Here is a 26404-nt window from a genome sequence, read left to right on the forward strand (position 1 = left end):
GTCTCCATCGCAACTCCTTTATTGCAACAGAATGATGTGGGCTATGGAAAAAGCGGTCCGCGGGCATTCATGGTTGTCGAATCAAACCTTTTCCACAAATCCATCCAGCACGCGCTTCTGGCCGGCGCGATCGAAGTCGATGGTCAGCTTGTTGCCCTCAATGGCGGAAATATTGCCATTGCCGAACTTGATGTGGAAAACGCGGTCGCCGACGAAGAATTTCGAGGGCTTGTCAGCCACGGATTTGGCCACCAGTTCGCCATCTATAGTGCGGGTGCGCGGGCCGCTTTCGCCATAACCGATCCGTTCCACCGCATGGCCGGAGCGGGTGCCCCAATTGTCGCGGGTGGCGTCGCTGCGGTTCTGCTGCGCGCGCTTCCAGCCGGGGGTGGAGTAGTTGTTAGTGAAGGGATCGGCCTTGTCGAAGCGCGACTGGCCGTAGCCGCCACGTCCGCCATAACCGCCGTAATTGCTATCGGATGCCGCGACATCCACATGGGCGGGCGGCAATTCATCGAGGAAACGTGAGGGCAGGGTGGATTGCCACAGCCCGTGAATGCGCCGGTTCGACACGAACCAGATATGGCAGAGTTTCTTGGCACGGGTGATACCGACATAGGCAAGACGACGTTCTTCCTCAAGACCGGAGCGCCCGCCTTCGTCCAGCGCCCGCTGGTGCGGGAACAGGCCTTCTTCCCAGCCGGGCAGGAAGACGGTGTCGAATTCCAGACCCTTGGCGGAGTGCAGCGTCATGATGGAGACGGCATCGAGATTTTCGTTTTGCTCGGCATCCATCACGAGTGCGACATGCTCGAGGAATCCGCGCATGCTTTCAAAGGCTTCCATCGAGCGGATGAGTTCCTTCAGGTTCTCAAGGCGTCCGGGGGCTTCTGCCGTCTTGTCGGCCTGCCACATGGCGGTATAGCCGCTTTCGTCGAGAATCTGCTCGGCAAGCGTGGTGTGTTCGGTGTTTTCCAAGAGGCCCTGCCAGCGGCGGAAATCCTGCACCACATCGAACAGCGCCTTGCGCGCCTTCGGCTTCAGCTCGTCGGTTTCGATGATATCGGCCGCGGCCGCCAGCATCGGAATATCGCGGGCGCGGGCATAGTCGTGCAGGTTGCGGATGGTCGTGTCACCAAGGCCGCGTTTCGGCGTGTTGACGATCCGCTCGAAGGCCAGATCGTCGGCCGGCTGGCAGACGAGGCGGAAATAGGCCATGGCATCGCGGATTTCGAGACGCTCATAAAAGCGCGGGCCGCCGATGACGCGGTAATTGAGGCCGAGCGTGACGAAACGGTCTTCGAATTCGCGCATCTGGAAGGAAGCGCGTACGAGGATGGCCATGTCGTTCAGCTTGTGGTTCTTGCGCTGTAGCTGTTCGATTTCCTCGCCGACCGCGCGGGCTTCCTCTTCGGAATCCCAGGCTGCGTGCACCACGACCTTTTCATCGTCAGGGCTGCTGCGCTCGGTAAACAGCGTCTTGCCGAGACGGCCCTCGTTGTGGGCGATCAGATGGCCGGCAGCGCCGAGAATATGCTCGGTGGAACGGTAGTTGCGTTCGAGCTTGATCACCTTGGCGCCAGGGAAATCCTTGTCGAAGCGCAGGATATTGTCCACTTCCGCGCCGCGCCAGCCATAGATCGACTGGTCGTCGTCGCCGACGCAGCAGACGTTTTGCGGCTCGCCCTTGGCGCGCTGGGCAAGAAGCCTGAGCCACATATATTGCGCCGTATTGGTGTCCTGATATTCGTCCACCAGAATGTAACGGAATTTCTGGTGATACTCCTTCAGAATATCCGTGTTGCGGCGGAAGATGCTGATCGGGTGCATTAGAAGGTCGCCGAAGTCGCAGGCGTTCAGCGTTTTCAGGCGGTTCTGATAGGCGGTGTAAAGTTCACGACCTTTGCCATTTGCGAAGGCGCGGCTGTCGCCCTCGGGAATATCCGGCGGCGTCAGGCCCTTGTTCTTCCAGCCGTCGATCATGCCGGCGAACTGTTTTGCCGGCCAGCGCTTGTCATCAAGACCTTCGGCCTGAATGAGCTGCTTGATCAGCCGCACCACGTCGTCCGTATCGAGGATGGTGAAATCCGATTTCAGGCCGACGAGTTCGGCGTGACGCCGCAACAGCTTGACGCCGATGGAGTGGAACGTGCCGAGCCAGGGCATGCCCTCGACCGCGCCACCGACGAGAACGCCGATACGTTCCTTCATCTCGCGGGCAGCCTTGTTGGTAAAGGTCACGGCAAGAATCTGGCTCGGATAGGCCCGGCCGGTCGCGAGAATATGGGCGATGCGGGTGGTCAGAACGCGGGTCTTGCCGGTGCCGGCGCCGGCGAGGACGAGAACGGGTCCGTCCAGCGTTTCCACGGCATCGCGCTGTTCCGGGTTGAGGCCGGAAAGATAGTCGGGTGCAGCACGCGTCTGATCGCGCGCCGCCATGGCGCGGGCAGCAATGCCAAGCCCGCCGCCGCTTTCCGCACCGGCGTTGTTCGTTGCCCTGCGCGGTGCGGTGGGTTCCTCATCGAAGAACGGCATATCGTCAAAACTGTTGCTCATGCGGCCCAATGTAGTGATTCGGGATATAAAGGCCAGAACCGTGTTCTGCTTTTATTCCGGTATCATCAGTCAAAACGCCCATTCCAAGGCATTTTTTCGCATCACGCCTGCCTGTCGGCGTCGAAAGCGGCGTCAACGGGCACTTGCAGCGCGACCGCAAGCTGGTTGGTCTTGGCGGCAAGCGCGATGACGCGCAGTAAATCGGCATGCTGATCTGTCGTCATGCCCCTGGCTTTGGCGGCGGCCGTGTGGGAATGGGCGCAATAGGAACAGCCATTGGTGACGGAAACGGCAATGTAAAGCATTTCCTTCACGACGGGATCGAGCGCCGAAGGTGTCGCCATCACCGCCTTGACCTCACCCCATGTCTTTTCAAGCAGATCGGCATCGAAGGCGAGGTAGAGCCACATATTGTTGATGAAATCCGATTTGCGGGTGGCGCGGATGTCATCGAACACCGCCTTGACGCGAGGATCGGTTTCCGGGTTTTCGGTCTTCGTTACGGTGCTCATCGCTTACTCCGGTTATGGCGTCTCGGGGGCAGATTAGCCCAATGGCGGATATTTGCGACAGGAATGCACGGATGGATTGCGGATTGGCTGCTCCGGGCGGCATTTGCGCCCAAATTACAATTACGTAAGGAACGGATTTGTGCGTTGCCTTGCCTTGGCCAAGCGGGAATAGTGTTTCTGTCCCGGAACGAGTGTTCGCGGGAATGCTTTATGCTGCGTGGATCAACCGGAGAAGTATATGCGGGTGTGGAAACAGGTGGGTGTCAGTGTTGCCGTGGTCGGAGCGGGGCTCTGTCTCTGGGGCTTCTATTCGCCCGAAGCCCGCAATCTGCTCGCCAGCATGGGGCTTGGCAAAACGCCTGCCGGGGCGATTGAAGTCGCCGCAACCGGCGGCCCGGCGGCCGGTGCGTCCACAGGGCAGAATGCCGGCGGTGCGCGCCGCAACGGCAACGCCACACTGGTGGTGACGGCCCCGGTGAAGAAAGGCACGGTCAATGACCGTTTGAACGCCATTGGCAATGGCGAGGCGATCCAATCGGTTGTCGTCATGCCGCAGGCTTCCGGCACGCTTTCCGAAATTCGCACATCGTCCGGCGCGCGTGTCGTGAAAGGGCAGGTGCTGGCGAGGCTCGACGATGAAGAGCAGGTGATCGAGCGCGACAAGGCGCAGGTGGCGCTGCGCAGCGCCGTTGAAAAATCCAATTCCTACAAGAACCTGAAATCCGTTTCCCGCCTCGATGTGCTGGATGCGCAGATTGCCGAGGAAGCCGCCAAGCTTGCGCTGAGCACTGCCGAACTCAATCTCAAGCGCCGCGACATCGTTGCGCCGATAGAGGGTGTGGCGGGTATCGTCGCCGCCAATATAGGCGATAACGTCACCACGCAGTCAACCATCGTCAGCATCGACGACCGGTCCGAAATTCTCGTCAATTTCTGGGCTCCCGAGCGGTTCGCAACCGCGATCGAGGTCGGCATGCCGGTAGAGGCAACGTCCATTTCCCGGCCGGGTGAGACCTTCAAGGGTGAGGTCGAGGCCGTCGACAACCGCGTCGACGAGGCGAGCCGCACAATCCGCATCCGGGCGAAGTTCGGCAATGAGAAGGACGAGCTGAGGGCAGGCATGTCCTTCGGCGTCACCATGCGGTTTGCCGGGGAAACCTATGCCTCGGTCGACCCGCTGGCCGTGCAGTGGGATGCGCAAGGCTCCTATGTCTGGCGTGTGGCCGATAATAAATCGAACAAGGTGCGGGTGCAGATCGTGCAGCGCAATCCTGATGCCGTTCTGGTCAAGGCGGAGCTGGCGGATGGTGAGCCTGTCGTGATCGAGGGCCTGCAGCGTGTGCGCGAAGGGGGCGCGGTCCGCGTCGGTAATCAGCCCAAGCCCGAGGAGGTTGCCAGCCAATGACGACCCAGCCGCCCCCGGTTAAGGATTCCAAGCTCACCTTCACGGCATTGTTTGTGCGCCGGCCGATCCTGGCAGCGGTTCTCAACACGCTGCTGGTCGTTGCCGGTCTCGCAGCTCTGGTTGGCGTCGAAGTCCGCGAATTGCCGGATGTCGACCGGCCAATCATCAGTGTCAGGACCACCTATGAGGGGGCGGCGCCCGAGACTATCGATCAGGAAGTGACGCAGACCATTGAAGGTGCTGTGGCGCGGGTCAGCGGCGTGAAGTCCATCTCTTCCAATTCGCAATTCGGCACCAGCCGGGTGACGATGGAATTCGGCGACAATGTCGATCTGGCCGTCGCCGCCAACGATGTGCGCGACGCCATCGGCCGCGTCACCAACCAGTTGCCGGACGATGCCGACGAACCGCAGATCATCAAGGCCGATTCCGACAGCCAGCCGATCATGCGTCTCGCCGTCACCTCGTCCACGCTCAGCATGGAAGACCTGACCAAGCTGGTGGATGACGAGATCATCGACCGTCTGGCCGCTGTCGATGGCGTGGCGGATGTGGAGCTTTACGGCGATCAGGAAAAGGTTTTCCGGGTGGATCTCAATCAGGCGGCATTGGCGAGCCGGGGTCTGACTGTGACGGATGTTTCCAACGCGCTTGCCAACGCCGCCCTCGATGTGCCGGCGGGATCGCTGAAAAGCACGACGCAGGACATCGTCGTGCGCGCCACGGCCAGCCTGACGACGCCTGAAGACTTCTCCAATCTTCTCATCAAGAACAATATCCGCCTCAGGGATGTCGCAACCGTTATGCTGGGGGCGGACGACCAGTCCACCTCTTTGCGTTCCAACGGCGTGCAGGGCGTCGGCCTCGGCGTCATCCGCCAGGCGCAGTCCAACACGCTCAATATTTCATCCGGTGTCAAGGCGGCCGTCGACGCCATGACGCCTAACCTGCCTGAAGGCACGCGCATCGTCGTCACCAGCGATGACGCCGTTTTCATCCAGGGCGCCTTGCATGAAGTCGAGCTGGCGCTCGGGCTCTCGGCGATCATTGTCGTGGTGGTGCTTTATCTCTTCCTGCGTGACTGGCGCGCAACGCTCATTCCCGCGATCACCATGCCGGTGGCGCTGATCGGCACTATCGTCGCCATCTATATGGTTGGTTTCTCGGTCAATATCCTGACGCTTCTCGCCATCGTTCTGGCGACGGGTCTGGTGGTGGACGATGCCATTGTGGTGCTGGAAAATATCGTGCGCCGCCGGACGGAAGGCATGGGGCCGCGTGCCGCCGCCGTTCTGGGCACGCAGGAGGTGTTCTTTGCCGTTCTGGCAACGACGGCGACGCTTGCCGCCGTCTTCATTCCGCTGTCGTTTCTGCCCGGTCAGCTTGGCGGCCTTTTCCGCGAATTCGGTTTTGTCCTGGCCTTCGCCGTCGGCCTTTCCTCCATCGTGGCGCTGACGCTCTGTCCGATGCTCGCCTCACGCATGCTGAAAGAGGGGTTGAAGGAACCGACGGGGCCTTTGGCATGGTTCGGCAATGTCTTTGCCTCCACCTACCGGATGACCCTTGCGGCCTGCCTCAACAATCCGCTGATCGTCATCGTCGTGGCACTCGGTTTTTCCGCCCTGTCGTGGATCGCCTTCGGCATGATCCAGAACGAATTGACGCCGCGCGAGGACCGTTCTTCGATCATGATGCGGGTCACGGCGCCGCAGGGCGTCAGTCTCGAATATACACGCGACCAGTTGCAGCGGATCGAGGAAAATCTGCAGCCGCTGCGCGATAGTGGGGAAATCCGCAATATCTATTCGATCACCGGCATGAACGGTTCCTCCAATACCGGTTTCATGGTGCTGACGCTGGCGCCCTGGGCCGATCGTGAGCGTACGCAGAACCAGATTGCCGCTGACGTGACCTCCGCCGCCAACGGGGTTCCGGCTTTGCGCGGCAATGCCATGCAGCCGAACAGCCTGCGCATTCGTGGTGCCGGCAACGGCCTGCAGATGGCGTTGGTCGGCAGCAATTACGCAGCGCTTACAGAGGCGACGCAGAAGCTGTTGCTTTCGATGGAAGAGAGCGGCCTTTTCGTAACGCCGCGTTTCGACAATGAGCCCAATCAGGCGCAGATATCCGTCTCCATCGACCGCGAGCGCGCGTCCGATCTCGGCATCGACATCACCGGCCTGTCACGGGCGATGCAATCTCTGCTGGAAGGCCGTTCGATTGTGGATGTCTTCGTGGATGGCGACGCGATCCCCGTGCGCCTCCTGTCTTCCACGCGGCCGATCAACGACCCTACCGATCTCGAAAACGTCTTTCTGAAAACCGGCGACGGCAAGATCGTGCCGATGTCGGTGATCGCCACGCTGAAGGAAAATGCGGTTGCGCCGCAGCTCAACCGCGAGCAGCAGCTTCCTTCCGTCGGCTTTACCGCCAACCTGAAGGACGGCGTTTCGCTTGGCGAGGCGCTGCAAAAAGTCAACGAACTTGCGCAATCCGTGATGCCGCCAGGCGCGCGTCTGCTGCCGCTCGGTGAGGCGGCGACGCTGGAGGAAAATTCGAGCGGCATGCTGCTGACCTTCGGTTTCGCTATCGCCATCATCTTCCTCGTACTGGCCGCGCAGTTCGAAAGTGTGCTGAGTTCGATCATCATCATGTCCACGGTGCCGCTGGGTCTTGCCTGCGCTGTCATCGCGCTGCTGGTCACCGGATCGAGCCTCAACGTCTATAGTCAGATCGGTCTCGTGCTGCTCGTCGGCGTCATGGCCAAGAACGGCATTCTCATCGTCGAATTCGCCAACCATCTGCGAGACCAGGGCGCCACCGTGCGCGAAGCCATCGAAAAAGCTACCAGCATCCGCCTGCGCCCGGTCATGATGACAATGATCGCGACCATTTTGGGTGGCGTGCCGCTGGTGCTGGCGCAGGGTGCGGGGGCGGAAGCGCGCATCGCACTCGGCTGGGTCATCGTCGGCGGTCTGGGTTTTGCGACGCTGGTGACGCTTTACATCACCCCGGTATCCTACCTGCTGATTGCCCGTTTCGCCAAACCGCAGGCGGATGAGGAAATCCGCCTCCACCGTGAACTGGAACTTGCAGCACGTCGGAAGGCGCTGGAAGAGGACAAGCCGCTGCTTGCTGCGGAGTAAATGGGTGCCGCCAATTACCGTCCGGCGCAATTGCGATGCTGGACAAAGCCTTAACCTTATCCCATACCACCTGACGAAATTTCGTAACGGATCGAATCCGTTAAGGGCAGATGTTGCGGTGGAGACGGACGATGGCGCTGAAAGATGTGGTGGCGGGAAAACGCAACGACGAGGGCATTGCCCTGGCACTGGCGGTACTGAAACAGCAACTGGGTGACAAGCTCCAGACCGGGCAGGCGTTTCGCGAGCAGCATGGCCATACCACCACCTATCTGACCTTGCAGGCGCCTGATGGTGTCGTTTTTGCCGAGAACGCCGATGACGTGAAGGCCGTGGTGAAAGCCTGCGCGCTCTATAAGGTGCCGGTCATTCCTTTCGGTACGGGGTCGTCGCTGGAAGGGCAGGTCAATGCGCCTGATGGCGGAATATGCATCGATTTCAGCCGGATGAATCGCATCATTGAGGTAAACGCCGAAGATCTTGACGTGACGGTGGAACCGGGCGTGACGCGCGAGGACCTTAACGTCTATCTGCGTGATACCGGCCTGTTCTTTCCGATCGATCCGGGTGCCAATGCCTCTATCGGCGGCATGGCCTCCACGCGAGCCTCCGGCACCAATGCCGTGCGTTACGGCACGATGAAGGACAATGTGCTGGCCGTTACCGCCGTTGTTGCCAATGGTGAGGAAATCCGCACTGCTCGCCGTGCCCGCAAGTCGTCGGCCGGTTACGATCTGACGCGGCTTTTCGTCGGCGCCGAGGGCACGCTTGGGGTTCTGACCTCGGTTACGCTGCGGTTGCAGGGCATCCCGGAAAAGATCGCCGGTGGCGTCTGCACCTTCGACAGTATTCAGGCGGCCTGTGACGCCGTTATCATGACGATCCAGATGGGTGTTCCGGTTGCGCGCATCGAATTGCTGGACGAAGTGCAGGTGCGGGCCTGCAACGCCTATTCCGGCCTGAACTACGCGGAAAAACCGACGCTGTTCGTGGAGTTCCACGGCACCGAAGAGACGGCGGCCCTGCAATCGCAGCAATTTGCAGAGATCGCGGCGGAATGCGGTAGCGTCGATTTCCGCTGGACCAGCGATGCGGCCGAGCGCAACAAGCTGTGGAAGGCCCGGCATGATGCCTATTGGGCTTCGCGGGCGCTCGCGCCACATCTCGACGGTTTGTCCACCGATGTCTGCGTGCCGATTTCGCGGCTGGCGGACTGCGTGGTGGAAACGCAGCAGGATATCAAGGAAAACGGCTTTCTCGCACCCATCGTCGGCCATGCGGGCGACGGGAACTTCCACGTCCTCATCCTCTTTGATGGCAAGGACGCGGAAAGCGTGGCGAAAACCGAGGCCTTTGTCGCCCGCCTCAACCGCCGGGCTATCGCCATGGACGGCACCTGCACCGGAGAACACGGCATCGGCCAGGGCAAGATGAGTTTTCTGGCCGAAGAAGCGGGAAATGCACTGGATCTGATGCGTGCCATCAAAACGTCGCTCGATCCCGATAATATCTTCAATCCGGGCAAGTTGTTCCGTCTTGTCTGATCATTCTCATATTTGATTGGTACAAATGGCTGCTTGCCGTTAAGGCAAAAAAGGATAGGTTTGCAGCGTTCACGAAGGGAGATGCAGGTCAGTGCTCGGACGTATTCTGGTTTTTCTGGGCGGACTGCTGGCCGTGGTGCTTTTTTCGGCGCTGCTTATTCCCTATTTCGTCGACTGGACGGATTTCCGCCGCGATTTCGAGGACCAGGCAAGCCGTATTCTCGGCAAGAAGGTGGTGGTCCATGGGCGCGTCGAAGCCCGTATCCTGCCTTTCCCTTCGGTAACATTGCATGATGTGCGCGCCGGAACGGATGCGGATGGATCGCCGCTCATTCAGGTGGCCCGTTTTTCCATGGATGCGGAGCTTGCGCCTTTCCTTTCCGGCGAGGCGCGTATCTTCGATATGCGGATCGAGGAACCCAAGGCCAAGATAAGGCTGCTGAAAGACGGCACGCTGGACTGGATGCGTGGCAGCCGGGCGGAAATTCCCGCCCGCACCGTGGTTCTGGAAAGCGTACAGATCGAAGGCGGGCAGATAGAATTCATCGACGAGCAATCCGGCCGCAACCGTGTCGTGACCGGCCTCAACGCCGATATGTCCGCCAATTCGCTGGCCGGGCCGTGGAAGGCGGAGGGACGCGCCGCCGTCGACGGGCATCCGGGTTCTTTCTCGCTCTCCAGCAGCGAGCCGGATTATGCCGCCGGCCGAATGGGGCTCAGGGTAAGGCTGTCACCAGACGAACATCCGGTCGAGGTCGATCTCGACGGCGCGATTGCCGCAACTGCGGGAAAACCAGCCTATAGCGGCTCTTTCTCCTTCAGTTTCCGCGAGGACGAAAGGCAGAAGCAGCAGGCCGGACAATCGCTGTTTTCCTCGCCGCGCACCCGCGGCAATTTCGAACTGACCAATGAAAGCGTGCGCATACCGAACTACCGTATGGAACTCGGCGGCAGCGAGAATCCCTATGTCGTTACCGGTGAGGCGATGCTCGATACCGGCGCCAAGCCGGAATTCCTGCTGACGGCCGATGGCCAGCAGATCGATGTCGCCCGTTTCGCGCCGCCGGTCTTGCAGACGGGCAAGACCTCACGCCAGCCCACCGTCTCGGTGCGACAGCGCATCGAGGCCTTTGCGGCCATGGTGGCCCGCATTCCGGTGCCGCCGGTGCCGGGCAAGGCCAGCATCAGCCTTCCGGCGCTGGTTTCCGATGACACAACCATTCGCGACATCAGGCTGGATGTGCGCCCGGACGGCAGCGGCTGGCAGGTTGTGAATGCCGTGGCAACCCTGCCGGGCCGGACGCAGCTCGAGGCCAAGGGATCGTTGACGCTTCTCGGCGGCCCCGCTTTCAACGGCAATCTGCTGCTTGCCTCCAACCAGCCTTCGGGTCTGGCGAACTGGCTTTCCGGTTCCGTCGATCCGGCGATCCGCCAGCTCAATGCCGCCGGTTTTTCCGCCGATGTCTCGCTGACCACGCTCAACCAGCGTTTCGACAATCTGGAGCTTGCAGTCGGCGATGCGTCGCTGAGGGGCGCGCTGGAGCGGCGCTCCGACGGCAAGACCTCCAATCTTTCCATTGATCTTGCCGGCAACGAAATCGATCTCGATGCGCTGAAGGCGCTCGGCAGTCTGGCGCTTGGCGATCAGGTCGGCAGTTCCGTTCTCGACCACCGCATTACGGCGAAATTCAAGGCTGACCGGTTCAACATGGCTGGTGTGACCGCCAATCATGTCGAGACCGCCTTCACCATGGCGGGGGGCGTTCTCTCGCTGGAAAACATGACGGCCGGAGACATCGCCGGTGCGGAGGTCAGGGCAAAGGGCGAGCTGCAGGGCTCGCTGCTGAAATATGCGGGCAAGGGCACGGTGAACCTGCATGCGGCGGATATGCAGCCGTTCTTCACCATGCTGCAGCAGAAATTGCCGAACCATCCATTCCTCAGCCGTCTGGCGGCGAGCGCGCCTTGGTACGCCAATTCCGATCTCTCAATGGATGTTTCGGTCAATAGCGAAAAAGGCGGCGCCAATGTCGCCGTTTCCGGCACCGTCAATGGCAGCCGGCTGTCGGCTGTGGCCAAGATGCCGGATTTCCTGTCGATCACCGATGATACCGCCATGTCGCTGGAAGCGGTTCTGAAGAACCAGTCGACGGCTATTCTGTTCGGGCAGGCGGGGCTCGATCCGCTGCCCTTCGATGCGGATGGCGAGGGCCTTCTATCCATCAAGCTCAACGGTACGCTCGGCTCGCCCGCCCAGACGGAACTGCGCTTCTCGACGGAGCGCACGCATTTTTCGATGAACGGTTCATTTGCCGTTTCGTCCGCCAATTTCGGTGAGGGCAGCGCCGACGTGGCGCTCGAAAGCGCTGACATCGAGCCCTATCTCATCATGAACGCCGTCGGTCTGCCGCAGCTTGGTGGCGGCTTGGCGTTGAAGGCAAATGCCAAAGTGGCGGTGGATGGGCAAAAGATCGTGCTTTCCTCTATAGGCGGGCAGGCAGGCGGAAATCCGTTCTCGGGCAACCTCTCTTTCCAGCGCGCCGCGCCCTATCCCGTCACCGGCGATCTTGCGGTCAGAACGGCCGATCTCGCCTGGCTGGGTGACGCGATCTATGGGCCGGTGATCGATCCGGAAACCGGGGCGCTCAACGCCAAACCGCTGGCCATGGCCGCTTTCCCGCAGCTCAAGGCTTCGCTTGCCTTGAAAGCGGAAAGCTTCGAGGCCGGCCCCTTCGGCACGATCACGGGTGTTTCGGCCAAGGTCACGCATGATGCGGGCAGCCTCTCGCTCGACGATGTTGCCGGCACCTTCATGGGCGGCAAACTTACGGGACGGCTTGCCATGTCGACGGGCGAGGGTGCGGGCATTTTCCGCACGAAGATCGCGGTGACCGACGCCAATCCGGAGCCGATCCTGTGGGCCAATGCCAACGGTCCTGTTGCGACAGGCCGGGTTACTATTGATCTCACAGCCGAATCGACCGGCAAAAGCGTTGGTGAAATGCTGAGATCGGCGGGTGGCTCGGGTGAAATCAGGGCCAGCGGGCTCGTGGTGAAGGGGCTTAATCCCGGAGCCTTGCCGCCGATCCTGCAGGCGGCCGATGGTTTGCAGCAGCCGATCGACGCGCCCAAGGTGCGGCCGCTGGTGGACCAAAACCTGTGGCAGGGTGAAATCGGGCTTGGCGATGTGGCCTTGCCGTTCTCGCTGAATGGCGGCGCGCTTCATTTCAAGAATTTGCGTGCGGGGATCGATCCGGTAACGCTGACGGCCGATGCGACCGTCGATCTTGCGGCTTCGACGGTGATCGGCGACCTCGATCTCCTGTTCAATCCTGGCACAGAAACGGTTGCGGGGGCCGAGCCTTCGGTGCGCTTGAATTATAACGGTCCGCTTGCAGCCCCTGCTTTGACGACCGATGTTGCGGCGCTCAGCAATTATCTTTCTCTCCGGGCTTTCGAAAAGGAGCGCCGCCGGGTTGAGGCCATGCAGGCCAGCGTTCTCGAAAAGCAGCGCCTGCGCCGCGAAGTGGCGCTTTATCGCTCTCAGGCGGCCGAGCGGCAGGCCGAGAAAGAACGGGCCGAGGCGGAGGCCAGGGCCAAGGCCGAAGAAGAGGCACGTTTGAAGGCTGCGGCCGAAGAACGTCTGCGTCAGGAAAAGGAACAGCAGGAGCGGTTGCAACAGCAGCAGCAGCAGCAACAGGAACAGGAGCCACAGCCGACGCCCGAGCGGCAATCCGCGCCGGTTCTGGTGGTACCTCCGACGGAAAACGCGATCCGGCAACTGGCGCCTGAAAACGCTCCCGCCACGCCGTAAGCTTGTGGGCAGGGGAAGGCTATCTGCCTTCACATTGAGAAAGTGGGGCAACCGATCCCGGAACGTTGCATCATCCTCGAGCATGAGTCGAGAATTTCACGGCAAACTCGCTCCCTTACGGCGGGAACCCGGGAAGGCTTCGTGGTGGATGAGAAAGGTCTGGAAAAACGGTATTTGAATGCAAGGCTACGCAATACGGGAAATGCCTTGCAGCGCACACTAGGCCGCCAATGTTTAATGAATGCTTTCACGGCGTTACGAGTTTTTGGCAGTAATTTTTGTAGTCCCGGGGGACAAATCCGGATAGAGGCATCCACAGGTCGTGATCGATTGCGTGTCTTTACTCACGCCGGAAAACCTCAGCGGGTTTTCAGCCAGTTCAGCACATAAACCCGCAGTGACGAGGACAAATTGCTGTCGGCGGAGCGGTTGTCGTCTATTTCGGCGAGCAGCGCCGCGAAACTGATCTTGCGTCTTTCCGCAATGGTTTTCAGCTCGTCCCAGAAGGCGTCCTCGAGTGAAATGCTGGTGCGGTGACCGTGCAACGTCGCGGAGTGCTTGCGGATCATCAGATCGGTCTCCGGTGAAACCGGTTGGAGGTCTCAATCATGTCTCCCCGGCAAGTCCCTGTTTTTCGATTCTTGTCCGATAGTCCCGAAATCCGCGACGGTCGGCCGACCTGTCAGTCTTTGCCGGTCCCGTCATCGTTTTTTTCGAGCCGCCCCTGATCGAGCGCCCTTTCGGCCTTTTCGTTCAGGGCCGAGGTGAGATTTTTTTCGGTCTTGGTGCGGCCGAAGGACAGGCGGTTCTGTTCCGCCTGCTTTTCTTTTTCGCTACGGGCTTTCTGTTTCCGAAACTGTCGCAGATTGACGATATCGGCCGCCATGGGGATATGTCTCCTCGGGTTTCGTAAGCTCGGCGTAAAAGCCGTTATTGCTTTTTGCGGAAGGCATCCAGCGAAACGACCGAGCCTTCCTTCTTTTCCTCGCCGGATTTGGGCGTCTCGGAAGCGGCAGCGGGCTTTGCTTCATGGGAAACGGGATAAGCGGTGATCTCCGCGTCTTCGATTTCCGCCTCTTCGGCCAGAGGCACGTCAAATTCTAGCTCGAAATTGACGGAAGGATCGTAGAAACCGCGAATGGCGTTATAGGGAACGACCAGTTTTTCCGGCGTATCCGAGAAGGACAGGCCGATTTCGAAGCCGGTTTCGGTGACTTTCAGGTCCCAGAACTGATGCTGGATAACGATAGTCATCTGCTCGGCATATTTCGCCTTGAGGTGCTGGGAAATCCGCACGCCCGGCGCACCGGTCAGAAAGGTGATGAAGAAGTGGTGGTCGCCGGGCAGACGGCCGGTTGCGGCCACTTCACCCAAAACCTTACGAATAACGCCGCGAAGGGCATCCTGTGCGAGAATGTCGTAACGGATATGATCCTGCCCCATGCGGTCCTGTCTTTCCCTTATTCGAACGTCTTTTCATGTGCGGCGCGGCCTGCGCGCCAAGGACGCTGTAACACTTTGAATCTTCGCGTAATCATTGAGTCGGGACCATTTCCGATCCTGACGCTTACGCGTTGCCCAAGTATACGCAATGTCCCGAACGGCAGCAACGGAAAAGCCGACGCCGTTCGCAAGTCAGCTATCATATAACCAATTCAGGCAAAATGGAGAAGGTGGAGGTTTCTGTTGCCAGGTACCTCCGAACCCCGCCTTACGGGGCTAACCGTAAGGACTTTAGAGCGGAATTCCCGCACCGCCATTAGGCAGCGAGAGCATATTCCTTAGCGTTGTTGTCGTTTGCAACTACACTTGTGACCCGATAACGGCGGTATCATGCCGAGCAAAAGTTCGATCTTTACGCCCTTGTCGATCCTATTTCGCCCCCATCAAAAGCCGGCCTTCATTTCATGAAAGTCCGCCGGTTTTTGGTGGAGGCGCCGGGTACCGCCCCCGGGTCCAATAGGTTTATTACACCGACCGTTTATCGCCATAGCCGGGTTGCCCCGGCAAGGCTCATATAGGCGTTTCGACCGCCTGAGAAAAGGGGGGTGATGACAATTCCATGAAAAGGTTTCGTGATTGCCGCCCGCACTTTAGACAATTCTTGACGACGAGAGATTGCTGTCCCATTCTCCATGCAACCGGTCAGCAGAAGCAACGTGGCGCCGGGGACACACGAAGGAGTGGACATGACTGACTATCTCGCAGATGTGAAGAAATACGACGCAGCAGCCGACGAAGCCGTGGTCGGCAAGATCGTCAAGCATCTCGGCATTGCCCTGCGCAATCGGGATTCCTCGCTGGTGTCCGCTTCCGATCCGGAAGAGCTTGCACGGGTGAAGGCGAGCTGGTGCGGCAAGAAGCTCGGCGTGACCGACGGTACGGCCGATCAGGCAATCGATGCTGTCGCCAAGGCCATGGCTGCGGACCGCTCCAAGTCGCGCGTGACCTTTTATTATCTGGTCGCCAAGGAACTCGGGAAACTGCAATCCCTCTGATTTTTCGTGAAAGGCGGGGATAAGCGTTTCCCCGATGATTGGTTCTGCCGCCCTGTGCTATTATATTCCCTCGATATCAGGGAATCGGCGGCAGAACGCATGAAACAATATCTCGATCTTCTCCGGCACGTCATGGAAACGGGCTCCGACCGTGGAGACCGCACCGGCACGGGCACGCGCTCGGTGTTCGGTTACCAGATGCGTTTTGATCTTGCGCAAGGTTTTCCGGTTCTCACCACCAAGAAACTGCATCTGCGCTCCATCATCCATGAACTGCTGTGGTTCCTGAAGGGCGACACCAATATCGCCTATCTCAAGGAAAACGGCGTTTCCATCTGGGATGAATGGGCTGACGAAAACGGCGATCTCGGTCCGGTCTATGGCGCGCAGTGGCGCTCCTGGCCGGCGCCTGACGGGCGCCATATCGACCAGATCGCGCTTCTGATCGAGGCTCTGAAAACCAATCCGAACTCCCGCCGTCACATCGTTTCGGCCTGGAACCCGGCGTTGGTGGACGACATGGCGCTGCCGCCCTGCCATTGCCTGTTCCAGTTCTATGTTTCCGATGGAAAGCTGTCCTGCCAGCTTTATCAGCGTTCGGCCGACATTTTCCTCGGCGTGCCGTTCAACATTGCGTCCTATGCGCTGCTGACGCTGATGGTGGCGCAGGTCACCGGCCTGAAGCCGGGCGATTTCGTCCATACGCTCGGCGATGCGCATATCTATGCCAATCATTTCGAACAGGCGAGGCTGCAGATGACGCGTACGCCCAAGGCGCTGCCGACGATGCGCCTCAATCCGGATGTGAAGGACCTTTTCGCCTTTAAGTTCGAAGACTTTACGCTGGAAAACTACGAGGCCGATTCAAGCATCAAGGCGCCGATCGCGGTATGAGCGAGCCGCGCGTCACCATCATCGTCGCGGTATCCGAAAACGGCGTCATTGGCCGCGACCTCGACATGCCGTGGAAACTCTCCACCGACCTCAAGCGCTTCAAGGCGACGACGATGGGCAAGCCGCTCATCATGGGGCGCAAGACGTTTTTATCCGTCGGCGAGCGTCCATTGCCGGGCCGCCCGCATATCATCGTCAGCCGCAATGCCGATTACCGACCACAAGGTGTCGATGTCGTCTCGTCGCTGGATGAGGCCGTCAGGCTTGCAAAGACGAAGGCTTCGGAACTGGGCGTGGACGAGGTTTTTGTCGCCGGCGGCGGTGAGATTTACCGTCAGGCCATGCCCTTTGCCGATCAACTTTCCGTCACCCATGTGGCGGTAAAACTCGATGGCGACACTTTTTTTCCGGAAATCGATCCCGCCGTTTTTGAGAAAACCGAGGAAATCCCCGCTCCTGCGGGGGAAAAGGACAATTATCCGGTTCTGTTTACCACTTATGTGCGAAGAGCCGCGGCAAAGTGAACTATTTACCCGGATCGGGTATTTAGTTACCACCTCTGCGTTGAAACGGACGCTTCTCCTTCCTATAACGGGTCCATATTCCCGCCGCACGCGAGCAATCGCTTTCGAACGGAACCGGGAGAGGCTTTTATAAAGAGGTATTGATGCCCTGGAGCAATCAGAATGGCGGCGGCGGCCCTTGGGGCGGCGGCGGTGGAGGAAACAACCAGGGCGGCGGCGGCGGCCCTTGGGGGCAGGGGCCTAACCGGCCTCGCGGCGGCGGCGGCGGCAATGGCGGCCCGCCCGATCTCGAAGAGATCATCCGGCGCAGCCAAGACCGTTTCAAGAATGTGTTGCCCGGCGGCTTCAACGGCGGTGCAATCGCCATTGTGGTTCTCGTCGTGCTGGTTTTTCTCGGCATCCAGTCCATCTATACCGTCCAGCCGGATGAGCGCGGTGTGGAACTGCGTTTCGGACGTCCCAAGGACGAAATTTCGATGCCCGGCCTGCATTTCCATCTGTGGCCGATCGAGACGGTGGAAATCGTCAAGGTCACGGAACAGCAGCAGAATATCGGCTCGCGCGCCTCGTCGTCTTCGTCGAGCGGCGTGATGCTGACGGGCGACCAGAACATCGTCAACGTGCAGTTCTCGGTGCTCTATACGGTTTCAGATCCGAAATCCTATCTCTTCAACGTCGACAGCCCGGCCGAAACGCTGCAGCAGGTTTCCGAGAGCGCCATGCGCGAAGTCGTCGGTCGTCGTCCGGCACAGGACATTTTCCGCGACAACCGCCAGGCAATCGCTTCTGACGTGCGCAGCATCATCCAGTCCACCATGGACGGTTATGGTGCCGGCATCTCCATCAATGCCGTTGCGATTGAAGATGCGGCGCCGCCGCGCGAAGTGGCCGATGCCTTCGACGAAGTGCAGCGTGCCGAACAGGACGAAGACCGTTTCGTTCAGGAAGCCAACCAATACGCCAACCAGAAGCTCGGTGCCGCCCGCGGTCAGGCCGCGCAGATCCTCGAAGAGGCGAACGCTTACAAATCGCGCGTCGTCAACGAGGCACAGGGTGAGGCGCAGCGCTTCATTTCCATCTACGACCAGTATCGCACGGCGCCTGACGTGACCCGTCAGCGTATGTTCCTGGAAACGATGGAGCAGGTTCTGAAGGGCTCCAACAAGATCATCATCGACGAGAAACAGGGCGTGGTGCCTTATCTGCCTCTGAACGAGATCATGCGCAACAATCCGGGCGCAGCACAGCAGGGAGGCAACTGATATGGGTAACCGTCTTACGGCCGTTCTTGTCGGTCTCGCCGTCCTGCTTTTCCTCGGTTATTCGTCGATCTTCGTGGTCAACGAGCGCCAGCAGGCCATCGTCGTCCGCTTCGGTCAAATCCAGGACGTGAAAACGTCACCTGGCCTGTATTTCAAGCTGCCCTTCGCCTTCATGGATGCCGACCGGGTGCAATATGTCGAGAACCGGGCGCTGCGCTTCGATCACGACAATATCCGTGTTCAGGTTTCCGGCGGCAAATTCTACGAGGTCGATGCCTTCGTGGTCTATCGCATCACGGATGCACGCCGCTTCCGGCAGACGGTCTCGGGTGACCAGATGTCGGCGGAATCGCGCCTGCGCACCCGTCTCGATGCGTCGCTGCGCCGGGTCTACGGTCTGCGCGGCTTCGAATCGGCGCTTTCGGATGCGCGTGCGTCGATGATGCAGGAAGTGCGTGACGATCTGCGTCCCGATGCGGAATCGCTCGGCATCAGCATCGTCGATGTCCGCATCCGTCGCACGGACCTCACGCAGGAAGTCTCGCAGCAGACCTTCGAGCGCATGAAATCGGAACGTTTGGCTGAAGCCGAACTGATCCGTGCCCGCGGTAACGAAGAAGCACAGCGCCGCCGTGCCATCGCCGACCGTCAGGTCGTCGAATTCGAGTCGGACGCCCGCCGTCAGTCCGAAGTGCTGCGCGGTGAAGGCGATGCCGAACGCAACAAGGTGTTCGGCGAGGCTTTCCAGCGCGATCCTAGCTTCTTCGAGTTCTATCGCTCCATGTCTGCCTACGCCAATGCGTTGAACGGCACCGGCACGACGCTGGTCCTGTCCCCGGATTCGACCTTCTTCCGTTATTTCAACAATATCGACGGTGCGGCACCTGCCGCTCCCGCCGCGCCTGCGCCAGCGCCGGCGAACTGATAACGGATCAACTGATTTTGGAGGGGCCGGTTTTTACCGGCCCTTTCTTTTTGGTCCGTTTTCGTGCCAATGCTGTGGCTAAGGGCAAGGCGTTCCCGCCTGTTCACGAAAAGGTATTTTTACACTTCATCATTCCGCCTTATGCTTTGACGATATAAGCAGGGCATGACGATTTGAAACGCGAGGACGCTTATGGCCGTGACCCTTCTTTCGCCTTTTCGCAGCAGCATCGCCGCCGTTGCGGGCATCGCACTTGTGGCGGGCAGCCTTTGGGCGCCGGTTGCGGCAAGAGCGCAGAGCCACGGGCCGGAATCGGTGGCCGATCTCGCCGAGCCGCTGCTCGATGCGGTTGTGAATATTTCCACATCGCAGAACGTCAAGACCACGGGCAAAGGCCCGGTTCCGCCGCGTCTGCCGGAGGGCTCGCCCTTCCAGGAATTCTTCAAGGACTATTTCGACAGCCAGAAGCCCGAGGGCGGCGAAAAGGTCAGTTCGCTCGGGTCCGGTTTCGTGATCGACCCGGCCGGTTATGTCGTCACCAACAACCACGTCATCGAAGGCGCCGATGCCATTGAGGTGATTTTCCCGAATGGTTCGAAACTCAAGGCGACGCTTGTTGGCACCGACACCAAGACCGACCTTTCCGTCTTGAAAGTGGAGCCGAAAGCGCCTTTGAAAGCCGTCAAGTTCGGTGATTCGCGCAGCATGCGCATCGGCGACTGGGTGATGGCCGTCGGCAACCCCTTCGGTCTTGGCGGCTCATTGACCGTGGGCGTCATTTCCGCACGCGGCCGCAACATCAATGCCGGCCCCTATGACAATTTCATCCAGACGGATGCGGCCATCAACAAGGGCAATTCCGGCGGTCCGCTTTTCAACATGAAGGGTGAGGTGATCGGCATCAACACGGCGATTATATCGCCGAGCGGCGGTTCGATCGGTATCGGCTTTGCGGTGCCGACGGAGCTTGCGCAGAATATCGTGCAGCAGCTCATCGAATTCGGCGAGACCCGCCGCGGCTGGCTCGGCGTTCGCGTTCAGCCGGTCACTGATGATGTGGCCGCGAGCCTTGGCATGGATAGCGCCAAGGGTGCGCTTATTTCAGGCGTAGCCAAGGGCGGACCGGTGGAGAACGGCCCAATCCAGGCTGGCGATGTTGTCCTGAAATTCGACGGCAAGGACATCAATGAGATGCGTGATCTCCTGCGCATCGTGGCAGAAAGCCCGGTTGGCAAGGAAGTCGATGTTGTTGTCTATCGCGACGGCAAGGAAGAGACCGTGAAGGTCAAGCTTGGTCAATTGCAGGATACGACCGACGAAAAGGCCTCGACCGACGAGCAGCAGAGCGAAGACGGCGACGGTGGCATGGTTGTGCCCGAAGACAATGACGGTGGCGACGATCAGGCACAGGACCAGACGCCGGAAGTGCGTGAAGCGCCGCAGAGCGTGCTCGGCATGAACCTCGTGGTGCTGAGCAACGAGTTGCGTACCGAAAAGGGCATTGCCGAAAGCGTGGAAGGCGTGCTGGTGGCCAGCGTCGATCCCGGTTCCCCGGCCGAACAGAAGGGCATGAAGGCCGGCGATGTGATCGTTGAAGTCGGTCAGGATTTCATGGAAGTTCCGGGCGATGTGCTGGTCCGTGTCAATGGGCTGAAATCCGAAGGCCGCAAAAATGCGCATATGATGGTGGCGGATGCGCAGGGCAACCTGCGTGTCGTGGCGCTGCCGCTGGAATAAGCCGCTTTTTCACCCGCTCCGGCAGGAATCGGGTGGCTGCAACCTCGTCATCTCCCTATCCCTTGGCCTCCATTCAACGGAGGCCAAGGATATGAAACTACTCGACAATAAAGTTGCCATCATCATCGGCGCGTCATCCGGCATCGGTCGCGCGACAGCGACGCTGTTTGCCGCTCACGGCGCTGCCGTTGTCATCAATGCGCGTGGCGAGAAGGCGCTGGATGAGGTTGCTGGCGAGATCAGTGGAGCCGGTGGCCGTGTACACGCCGTTGTCGGTGACGCCGGTGTTGCGGAAACCCATGCGCGGCTGACAGATGCGGCTACAAGCGTGTTCGGCGGGGTCGATATCGCCGTCAACAATGCGGGCGGCGTTGGTGCGGCGAAGCCGATGGCGGAGATTTCGCCTGACGAATGGGCCTATGTCCTCAACGTCAACCTGACGTCTGCCTTTCTGGGCGCGCGCTATCAGATTCCCGCGATGTTGCAGCGAGGCGGCGGATCCATCGTCTTCACCTCAAGCTTCGTCGGCACCAGCGTCGGCATCCCCGGCATGTCCGCATATGGCGCTGCGAAGGCGGGTCTGATGGGTCTGGTGAAAGGCATTACCGCCGATTATGCCGTGAGCGGCATTCGCGCCAATGCGCTGTTGCCCGGCGGTGTCGACACGCCCATGGCCGGTGATCAGGCGCAAAAGGACTGGGCCGCCGGGCTGCATGCGATGAAGCGCATTGCCGAGCCGGAGGAAATCGCGCAGGCCGCTCTTTTCCTCGCAAGCCCGATGGCAAGCTTCGTCGCCGGAGCGGCGCTGTTTGCCGATGGCGGCAATGCGGCGGTGAAGTGACCTTCGGAACTGGCGGGCAGGCGTCCTATCGCGCCCGCCATTCCTCCAGCGTCAGCGCATAGGTGATGTGCGGTCGCAGATGTGGGTGGGTATCTTCCGGCACGCGCGGATGGTCGAAATCGCGCGATGGGTCGCGCTTCAGGCCAATGCGCTCCATCACCGCCGTCGAACGATGGTTGTCGTGCACGGCGAAGGAGACGATTTCCGGCGTTTCCTTTTCGTCGAAGGCCATGACGAGCAGCGATTGCGCGGCTTCGGTGACATAACCGTGCCCCCAGAAGCGGGTGGCGAGCCGCCAGCCGATTTCCATGGTGCCGAGCGGGAAGGGCGGATCGAGGTTCATGACGGGCGATATGCCACAGAAGCCCATGACCTCTCCGGTTTCGCGCAGTTCCATCGCATAAAAACCATAGCCGCTGCCGCGGATCATGCCGTTGATGGTTTCCAGCACCGCGTCGGCTTCCGCATGGCTGCGGCGGAAGGGGAAAAATTCCATGACCTTTTCATCCGCATTGATTTCGCGGAACAGGTCGCGGTCGCTCTCCTTCCACTCGCGCAGAATGAGCCTTTGTGTCTCACGAATGATCATGGAATGACAAAATCCGTCTTGCGATAGCCCTGGATGTAGAGGAGCGCGGTCAAGTCGCCATGGTCGATACGCATCTGCGCTTCGGCGGCGACGGCCGGCTTGGCGTGGAGGGCAACGCCTGAACCCGCCACATGCAGCATGCCGAGATCGTTGGCGCCATCACCGACCGCCATCGCTTCTTCCGGTGAGATTCCAAGCTTTGCGGCAATGTCGTTCAGCGCATCCACCTTGGCCTGTTTGCCGAGAATGGGTTCGGCAACAGTGCCATCAAGCTCGCCATTGGCTTCGCCCAGCAGATTGGCGCGGTTCTCGTCAAAACCGAGCATGGCGGCGACGCGACCGGTGAAGACGGTGAAGCCGCCGGAAACGAGGGCGGTATAATAACCTTTCGCTTTCATGGTGGCGATCAGCTCCCTGCCACCCGGTGTGAGGGTAATGCGCTTTTCGATGACATCATCGATGACGGAGACCGGCAGGCCCTTCAGCAGTGCCACACGCTCACGCAGAGCCGGCTCAAAAGCGATTTCGCCGTTCATGGCGCGGGCGGTGATGGCGGAGACCTTGTCCTTCAGACCAACTTCGGCCGCCAGTTCGTCGATGCATTCCTGGCCGATCATGGTCGAATCCATGTCGGCGATCAAAAGCTTCTTGCGCCGCTGATCCTGTTCCTGGATGGCGATATCGATCGGTTTTCCGGCAAGCGCGGCGGCAAGAGCGCTGCGTGCCTGTTCGGCGGCGGTGCCGGAGGGCAGGGCGATATCGCAGGCAATGCCATCGGCTAGCCAGTAGAGGCCCGATGCGTTGACGGCCTTCGCGGCCGCTTCGCCGAGGGCCGGTGTCAGAACGGGATTTGACGGATTGGCGATAAGCGTGGCAACGAGAGCCATGATGAAAAACCTTGATGAGAATTTTGATGCGATCCTGATAACCGGCCCGACGGCAAGCGGCAAGTCCGCGCTTGCGCTTCGTTTGGCGCGGGAGCGGGACGGCGTTGTCATCAATGCCGACAGCATGCAGGTTTACGACACGTTGCGGGTGCTGACGGCTCGACCGTCCGAAGAGGAGATGGAGGGCATACCGCATCTTCTCTACGGCCACGTGCCAGCCAGCTGCCTCTACTCAACCGGCGAATGGCTGCGGGAGATTTCCTGCCTGCTTGCAGATTTACGCGAACAGGGGCGTTTGCCCGTCATCGTCGGCGGTACGGGGCTTTATTTCAAGGCGCTGACGGGTGGGCTTTCCGACATGCCCGCCATTCCCGATGACATCCGCGATGGCTTGCGTGCCCGGCTGATCGGGGAGGGGGCGGCTGCGCTCCATGCCGAACTCGCACGGCACGATCCGGCCATGGCGGATTTGCTGCAGCCGGGAGACGGCCAGCGTATCGTCCGGGCACTGGAGGTGCTCGAGGCGACGGGAAAATCGATCCGCGATTTCCAGCGCGCCAGCGGCCCGATGATCGTCGATCCCGACCGGGCGCAGAAATTCGTCGTTCTGCCGGAGAGGCCGGTGCTGCATGAGCGCATCAACCGCCGTTTCGAGGCGATGATGGACAGCGGTGCGGTGGAGGAGGTGCAGGCGCTTCTCGCGCTTGATCTTGCACCGGATGCAACGGCGATGAAGGCGATCGGCGTTTCTCAGATAGCCGATATGCTGGCGGGACGCATGAGCCAGGCGGAGGTGATCGAAAAATCGGCGGCCGCGACCCGGCAATATGCCAAACGGCAGATGACCTGGTTCCGTAACCAGATGGGCGACGACTGGACGCGAATTCAGCCCTGAAACGGGCCTAGTCCTTGCGGTAGAGGCTGCCGAGCGGCTTCTTCAACAGGCTTTCGCGCAGCGAAGGGCGCGTCTCGCCGGGCGACGGGCCATTCTGGGCCTGCATCTGGAAACCGGTCTTGCGCAACTCGTTGACTGCGCCGGAAGTGGGGTCCGTCGAAGCGTTGGAGGGTGGCGCAGACAGCGCCCGCCCAGGCAGCATGTCCGGGCGATAGGGCTCATACCCCTCAGCTGCGGGCGTTCCCAGTTCACGCTTCCAGCTGTCGATCTCGTCCGTTGCCCGGCTTGGCGGGGCCGGTTCGGGGAGATCGGAGAAAGCCGCTTCGACGCTTTGCTGGAAACCGGTGATGACGGGTTTCGGCGTGGCGCGCATGCGGGTGACGATGTTGTTCAGATCGACCGTGTCAGGGGTTTCATGGTTCGTATGGTTGATGGTGCCGCTCGCTTTCGGCAATTTCGCGGTGGCCACGCGGTCGAAACGCATGCGCATCGGCACATTCACGGCCTCGCCGAAGGCGATGGCTTCGCCATTGCCGATGGAAGAGAGAAAGCTCGTGGTCGAGGTCGAGGCGTTCGGCACGGCGGAGAGAATGATCTTCTGGTCGATCTCGTTCGACAGCCGCATGGCGAACACGGTCGAGCATTGCGACAGGATGGTCTGGTCCAGCTCGCTTGGCCGCTGGCTGATGACGCCGAGCGAAATGCCGTATTTGCGGCCTTCCTTGGCGATCTGGGCGATGGATTGCCGGGTAGGGAAAAAGCCGCGCTCGGGGTCGGCGGGCACATAACGGTGCGCTTCCTCGCAGACGACAAGCATATGCAGCGAGCCGCGCGCCAGCACCGCCAGTTCGAAGGACATGCGGCAGAGGACGGAGACCACCGAATTCACCACTTCGGAGGGGATGCCGGAAAGCTGGAATACTGAAATCGGCTTGCCTTCCCCGGGAATACGGAAAATATGCGCCACCGTCTCCAGAATGGTGTCGCTGATCGTATTGCTGGAGAACATGAAATTATAGCGTGTGTCGTTGATGGCCGAGAGGATACGGCCTTTCAGAGAGCGCAGCGCGGGTTTTTCGCTGCGCCCTTCCAGTCGACCGATACGCTCGTCGATGAGGGCGAGAAGATCGGCGATGCGGTAGGGCACCGGCGTATCCGGTGTGATCGCGCTCTTGTCAGATGTGCGGCGCACGGCGGAACCCTCGGTGCCGCGAAACGCTTTTTTCGCTTCCGGAACGAGGTCGCGAAGGACATCCATTTCTTCCGGCATAGGTTTACGTCCGCGGAAAATCACTTCCGCAAATTCTTCAAGGCGCATCAGCCAGAAGGGAAGGTCCAGCGTGTCGGTATCGATGACGACGGCATGATCGGGAAAAGCGGCCGCGAATTCATTATGCGGATCGAGAATGAGGACGCGTAGTTTCGGGTCGGTCTCGATTGCCTTGTTCAGAAGCAGCGAAACGGCGGTGGTCTTGCCCACGCCCGTCGATCCGACGACGGCGAAATGTTTGGCGAGCATCTGCGGAATGCTAATGGTGGCGTTGATCGTATCGTCCTGAGTCAGCCTGCCGATGACGCAGCCATCACGCTTGCCGCTGTCGTAAATCTTGGCAAGATCGCTGGTGCGGATGCGATGCGCCACCGCGCCGAGATAAGGGTAACGGGAGATGCCGGTGGAAAAGCGCTCGCTGCCGTCCTCGGTGCGATAGACCTCGCCCACCAGCTCAACGTCGATCAGCAGCCTGTTCGGCCTGTCCGCCGCCCAGTATTCTTCACCGGTGCGCATGGCAAAGACGAGGGCCGCGACACGGCTCGTTCCCATTTCGATGGATATCAGGCGGCCGACAGACCAGAGCTGCGACGCATCGGTGGTGCCCGGTTCGGTTTCGGCCGCAATTGTGGCGTGCGCACCGTTGCAGGCGATGACGCGGCCGAGCATGCGGTTTGCCGGCTGCTCGCCGGATCGCCGTTCGTTTTCGTCCGTGCGGGACGCGTTATGAGACGTGTCGTTATTCACATTTTTTCCCGGTACATGCGGATGATCGCGTTGGTTCGGGCAGCATCTGCGCTCTCGAGATTAAAAGATTATGCTTAACAACAGGTGTATTGGCCGCGTTCGAAAATTTCGCCAAAGTCCGCTTTCGGGCAATAAAAGAAGGCGGCGGTGATTTTTTCCTGCAATATGCGTTGACGGCTGGGGCGTTTGTGGCTAACACTCCGGCCCATGAAAAATCTTAACGTACTTATCGTGGTGGGACGGCGCATGGGCAGGATGGTGTAACCATCCGGCGAAAGCACCCATGCGCTGAACGAGGCTCCTCTAGGGGCCTTTTTTTATGTCTTCAAACAGGCCCTCGGGCTCCTCGATATCCAAA

General features: G+C 60.1%; 20 protein-coding genes and 1 other RNA gene. 12 read left to right on the top strand and 9 right to left on the bottom strand.

All coding sequences use genetic code 11. From position 1 onward, the window contains the following. Positions 1 to 81: 81 nt before the first annotated feature. Together PL597_RS03270 and PL597_RS03275 are read right to left on the bottom strand one after the other, a co-directional pair. Positions 82 to 2556, bottom strand: coding sequence for an ATP-dependent helicase (locus tag PL597_RS03270; protein ID WP_142911600.1), 2475 nt, complete (start codon positions 2554 to 2556; stop codon positions 82 to 84). A gap of 101 nt (positions 2557 to 2657) precedes the next feature. Further along, positions 2658 to 3068 (bottom strand): carboxymuconolactone decarboxylase family protein, encoded by a 411-nt coding sequence (locus PL597_RS03275; protein ID WP_077981702.1) that lies wholly within the window; start codon positions 3066 to 3068, stop codon positions 2658 to 2660. A gap of 238 nt (positions 3069 to 3306) precedes the next feature. Between PL597_RS03275 and PL597_RS03280 the strand changes: the two genes are divergently transcribed. The 4 genes from PL597_RS03280 (at position 3307) to PL597_RS03295 (ending at position 12977) form a co-directional block, all read left to right on the top strand. Further along, a complete protein-coding gene (locus PL597_RS03280) occupies positions 3307 to 4473 on the top strand; it encodes an efflux RND transporter periplasmic adaptor subunit (protein WP_269833422.1) in 1167 nt (388 codons plus the stop codon). Then, a complete protein-coding gene (locus PL597_RS03285) occupies positions 4470 to 7619 on the top strand; it encodes an efflux RND transporter permease subunit (RefSeq protein WP_271364586.1) in 3150 nt (1049 codons plus the stop codon). Before PL597_RS03280 ends, PL597_RS03285 begins: the two co-directional genes overlap by 4 nt. Before the next feature lie 131 nt (positions 7620 to 7750). Then, the gene (locus PL597_RS03290) at positions 7751 to 9163 is read left to right on the top strand and encodes an FAD-binding oxidoreductase (RefSeq protein WP_271364587.1); all 1413 of its coding nucleotides are present in this window, start codon (positions 7751 to 7753) and stop codon (positions 9161 to 9163) included. Between the two features lie 91 nt (positions 9164 to 9254). After that, complete coding sequence (locus PL597_RS03295) at positions 9255 to 12977, top strand: AsmA family protein (RefSeq protein ID WP_271364588.1); 3723 nt, start codon at positions 9255 to 9257, stop codon at positions 12975 to 12977. A gap of 359 nt (positions 12978 to 13336) precedes the next feature. Here PL597_RS03295 and PL597_RS03300 read toward each other — a convergent pair whose 3' ends face one another. From PL597_RS03300 to ssrA, 4 genes are all read right to left on the bottom strand, one after another. After that, positions 13337 to 13546, bottom strand: coding sequence for a ribbon-helix-helix domain-containing protein (locus PL597_RS03300; RefSeq protein WP_003522362.1), 210 nt, complete (start codon positions 13544 to 13546; stop codon positions 13337 to 13339). A gap of 113 nt (positions 13547 to 13659) precedes the next feature. Continuing rightward, entirely contained in the window at positions 13660 to 13863 is a 204-nt protein-coding gene (locus PL597_RS03305; RefSeq protein WP_077981707.1) for a DUF4169 family protein, read from the bottom strand. Between the two features lie 44 nt (positions 13864 to 13907). Continuing rightward, entirely contained in the window at positions 13908 to 14420 is a 513-nt protein-coding gene (locus PL597_RS03310) for an SspB family protein (protein ID WP_077981708.1), read from the bottom strand. Between the two features lie 229 nt (positions 14421 to 14649). Then, positions 14650 to 15024: a transfer-messenger RNA gene (gene ssrA / locus PL597_RS03315) on the bottom strand. Between the two features lie 142 nt (positions 15025 to 15166). Here ssrA and PL597_RS03320 point away from each other — a divergent pair. The 7 genes from PL597_RS03320 to PL597_RS03350 all read left to right on the top strand — a co-directional run bounded on the left by PL597_RS03320 (position 15167) and on the right by PL597_RS03350 (position 21658). Beyond that, on the top strand, positions 15167 to 15475 hold the full coding sequence (locus PL597_RS03320; RefSeq protein WP_003522365.1) for a DUF2853 family protein: 309 nt from the start codon (positions 15167 to 15169) through the stop codon (positions 15473 to 15475). A gap of 99 nt (positions 15476 to 15574) precedes the next feature. Then, complete coding sequence (locus PL597_RS03325; RefSeq protein WP_077981709.1) at positions 15575 to 16369, top strand: thymidylate synthase; 795 nt, start codon at positions 15575 to 15577, stop codon at positions 16367 to 16369. After that, on the top strand, positions 16366 to 16893 hold the full coding sequence (locus tag PL597_RS03330) for a dihydrofolate reductase (protein ID WP_137410668.1): 528 nt from the start codon (positions 16366 to 16368) through the stop codon (positions 16891 to 16893). The genes PL597_RS03325 and PL597_RS03330 overlap by 4 nt, the downstream gene beginning before the upstream one ends. A gap of 143 nt (positions 16894 to 17036) precedes the next feature. After that, positions 17037 to 18155: an FtsH protease activity modulator HflK gene (gene hflK / locus PL597_RS03335; RefSeq protein WP_077981711.1), complete on the top strand. Its 1119-nt coding sequence runs from the start codon at positions 17037 to 17039 to the stop codon at positions 18153 to 18155. Between the two features lies 1 nt (position 18156). After that, positions 18157 to 19080, top strand: coding sequence for a protease modulator HflC (gene hflC, locus PL597_RS03340; RefSeq protein WP_077981712.1), 924 nt, complete (start codon positions 18157 to 18159; stop codon positions 19078 to 19080). A 192-nt stretch (positions 19081 to 19272) separates the two neighbouring features. Next, a complete protein-coding gene (locus PL597_RS03345) occupies positions 19273 to 20817 on the top strand; it encodes a Do family serine endopeptidase (protein ID WP_271364589.1) in 1545 nt (514 codons plus the stop codon). A 91-nt stretch (positions 20818 to 20908) separates the two neighbouring features. Beyond that, on the top strand, positions 20909 to 21658 hold the full coding sequence (locus tag PL597_RS03350; RefSeq protein ID WP_271364590.1) for an SDR family oxidoreductase: 750 nt from the start codon (positions 20909 to 20911) through the stop codon (positions 21656 to 21658). Between the two features lie 25 nt (positions 21659 to 21683). Here PL597_RS03350 and PL597_RS03355 read toward each other — a convergent pair whose 3' ends face one another. After that, complete coding sequence (locus PL597_RS03355; RefSeq protein ID WP_271364591.1) at positions 21684 to 22247, bottom strand: GNAT family N-acetyltransferase; 564 nt, start codon at positions 22245 to 22247, stop codon at positions 21684 to 21686. Continuing rightward, entirely contained in the window at positions 22244 to 23134 is an 891-nt protein-coding gene (gene serB, locus PL597_RS03360; RefSeq protein WP_271364592.1) for a phosphoserine phosphatase SerB, read from the bottom strand. The genes PL597_RS03355 and serB overlap by 4 nt, the downstream gene beginning before the upstream one ends. On the opposite strand from serB, the gene miaA reads away from it, so the two are divergent. Further along, entirely contained in the window at positions 23133 to 24029 is an 897-nt protein-coding gene (gene miaA / locus PL597_RS03365; RefSeq protein ID WP_271364593.1) for a tRNA (adenosine(37)-N6)-dimethylallyltransferase MiaA, read from the top strand. The two genes, serB and miaA, sit on opposite strands and share 2 nt — an antisense overlap. 7 nt (positions 24030 to 24036) lie before the next feature. On the opposite strand, the gene PL597_RS03370 is transcribed toward miaA, so the two are convergent. Further along, complete coding sequence (locus tag PL597_RS03370) at positions 24037 to 26046, bottom strand: ATP-binding protein (RefSeq protein WP_271364594.1); 2010 nt, start codon at positions 26044 to 26046, stop codon at positions 24037 to 24039. Between the last annotated feature and the right edge of the window lie 358 nt (positions 26047 to 26404).

The organism is Agrobacterium sp. ST15.13.013, from assembly GCF_027956525.1.
Taxonomy (GTDB): Bacteria; Pseudomonadota; Alphaproteobacteria; order Rhizobiales; family Rhizobiaceae; genus Agrobacterium; species Agrobacterium salinitolerans.